This is a genomic window from Promicromonospora sp. NPDC060204, from assembly GCF_042728455.1.
Taxonomy (GTDB): Bacteria; Actinomycetota; Actinomycetes; order Actinomycetales; family Cellulomonadaceae; genus Promicromonospora.
Genome location: NZ_JBHWZO010000423.1, coordinates 1 through 2,708, shown reverse-complemented (window position 1 = coordinate 2,708; position 2,708 = coordinate 1). Strand labels below are relative to the sequence as shown.

The following is a 2,708-nucleotide window of genomic DNA, read 5'->3' as shown; positions in this document are numbered from 1 at the left end:
GGCCCTGGTGACGGGGTGGGAGAGTAGGACGCCGCCGGACAACCATTCCCAGCAAAGGGGGTGAGAGCAGTCGCTACAGCGACTGACTCCCACCCCCTTTCTGCATGCCCGAAACACCCTCCCGTCTTCCGCTCTGTGGAATGCTGGTTCCGTCAGGCGACACGTCTGGCGTTCCGACGGGGAGGGCGACGTGGCAGAACCTGGTGTGCAGTCCGTGGAGCGGGCGCTCGACCTGCTCGAGATCATGGCGTCGCTCGACGGCGACACCGGCCTGAGCGAGCTCTCGGAGCAGTCCGGGCTGCCCCTGCCGACCATCCACCGGCTGATGCGCACGCTCGTCGCCCGCGGCTACGCCCGCCGGCTGCCCTCACGCCGCTATGCGCTCGGCGCGCGGGTGATGGGCCTCGGCGAGGCGGCCGGCCGCCAGCTCGGGGCCGGCGCCCGCCGGCACCTGGCGCGCGTCGCGCGGGAGCTGGGCGAGACCGCGAACCTGGCCATGCTCGACGGTGAGATGGCGGTGTACGTGGCGCAGGCGGCGTCGTCGCACTCGATGCGGATGTTCACCGAGGTGGGGCGGCGCGTGCACCTGCACAGCACCGGTGTGGGCAAGGCGCTGCTGGGTGAGCTGCCCGTGGCCGCGGTGCGGGACATCGCCGCACGTGCCGGGCTTGCTCCCGCGACCGACCGGACGATCACCGACGTCGAGGCGCTGGTCACCGCCGTCGGCGAGATCCGCGCGCGCGGGTATGCGGTGGACGACGGTGAGCAGGAGGTCGGCGTGCGGTGCTTCGCCGTCGTCGTGCCCGGGGTGCCCGTGCCCACCGCGTTGTCCGTGTCCGGGCCCGCCGCGCGGGTGTCGTTCGAGTTCGGGGAGCGTGCCGTTCCGGTGCTGCACGAGGTCGCACAGGAGATCGCCGCGGAGCTGTCCGGGGGCTGAGCGGGCTCGGCTGCGTTGACCGGGCGTCGTCGGGCACCTAGTGTTTTCACTAGGAAGTATTTGGTTTCCGCATCGTGGAATTAGCGCGAGACCAAGCCGATCGACCAAAGGAACTCGACGTGGACACTCCGGACGGCCTGACGATCACCGGCGACATCGCACCCCGCGCGGAGGAGGTGCTCACTCCGCAGGCGCTCGGGCTGATCGTCGCCCTGCACCGCGAGCTCGACGACCGGCGGCTCGAGCTGCTGGAGGCGCGGCGCCGGCGGGTCGAGGACCTGGCGGCCGGCGGCACGCTGGACTTCCTGCCCGAGACCAGGCACATCCGCGAGGACCCGATGTGGCGCGTCGCGCCGGCGGCGCCGGGGATCGTGGACCGGCGCTGCGAGATCACCGGCCCCACCGACCGCAAGATGACGATCAACGCGCTCAACTCGGGGGCGAAGGCCTGGCTCGCCGACCACGAGGACGCGAACACGCCGCAGTGGAGCGCCGTGGTGGGCGGGCAGCTCAACCTGCTCGACGCGATCAACCGGAACATCGACTTCACGGGCGACAACGGCAAGCACTATGCGCTCAAGCCGGACGCGGAGCTCGCGACGATCATCGTCCGTCCCCGCGGCTGGCACCTCCCGGAGAAGCACCTGCTGGTGGACGGCCGTCCGGCGTCGGGCAGCCTGGTGGACTTCGCGCTCTACCTGGCCACGGCGGGCCTGCGGCAGATCGAGAAGGGCCAGGGCCCGTACTTCTATCTGCCCAAGATGGAGTCGCACCTGGAGGCGCGCCTCTGGAACGACGCGTTCGTGCTGGCCCAGGACTTCCTCGGGATCCCGCAGGGCACCATCCGCGCCACTGTGCTCATCGAGACCTACCCCGCGGCGTTCGAGATGGAGGAGATCCTCTACGAGCTGCGCGATCACAGCGCGGGGCTGAACGCCGGCCGCTGGGACTTCATGTTCTCCGTGATCAAGTCGTTCCGGACCCGCGGCACCGACTTCATGCTGCCCGACCGCAACGCCGTCACGATGACCGTGCCGTTCATGCGCGCCTACACGGAGCTGCTGGTCAAGACGTGCCACACCCGGGGCGCGCACGCGATCGGCGGCATGGCCGCGTTCATCCCGAGCCGCGACGAGGAGGTGAACGCGGCGGCGTTCGCCAAGGTGCGCGACGACAAGACCCGCGAGGCCAACGACGGTTTCGACGGGTCGTGGGTGGCCCACCCCGGCATGGTCGAGCTGTGCACGGAGGTCTTCACGTCGGTGCTGGGCGACCGCCCGAACCAGATCGACCGCACCCGCGAGGAGGTGCACGTCACCGCGGCGCAGCTGCTCGACGTCGCGTCCACACCCGGCGACGTCACCGAGGCCGGGCTGCGCAACAACATCTCGGTGGGCATCCAGTACCTCAAGGCGTGGCTCGGCGGGCTCGGCGCCGTCGCGATCTTCAACCTCATGGAGGACGCCGCGACCGCGGAGATCTCCCGCTCGCAGGTGTGGCAGTGGCTGCACAACGACGTCACGCTCGCGGACACCGGCCACCAGGTCACGCGCGAGCTGATCGACCGGATCGTCGAGGAGGAGATCGCCAAGCTGCCGGGTGACCCGGCAGACTACGCGGAGGCGAGGCAGACGTTCCTGGAGGTGGCGGTCGCCGACGACTACGCCGACTTCCTGACCCTGCCGGCCTACGCCCGCATGCCCTGACCTTCCTTCGTTGAGTGCTGGCTATTTGTTGTCTCCTGGGCGTGGGGGCAAAAAATAGCCAGCAC

At 70.1% G+C, this 2,708-nt stretch carries 2 protein-coding genes; both read left to right on the top strand.

The annotated features are described in order from the left end of the window. The first annotated feature begins 190 nt into the window (after positions 1-190). On the top strand, positions 191-937 hold the full coding sequence (locus tag ACFWEJ_RS28295) for an IclR family transcriptional regulator (protein WP_377232488.1): 747 nt from the start codon (positions 191-193) through the stop codon (positions 935-937). Between the two features lie 119 nt (positions 938-1,056). Next, positions 1,057-2,643, top strand: a complete 1,587-nt coding sequence (aceB, locus tag ACFWEJ_RS28290; protein ID WP_377232487.1) for a malate synthase A — start codon at positions 1,057-1,059, stop codon at positions 2,641-2,643. Positions 2,644-2,708: the final 65 nt, after the last annotated feature.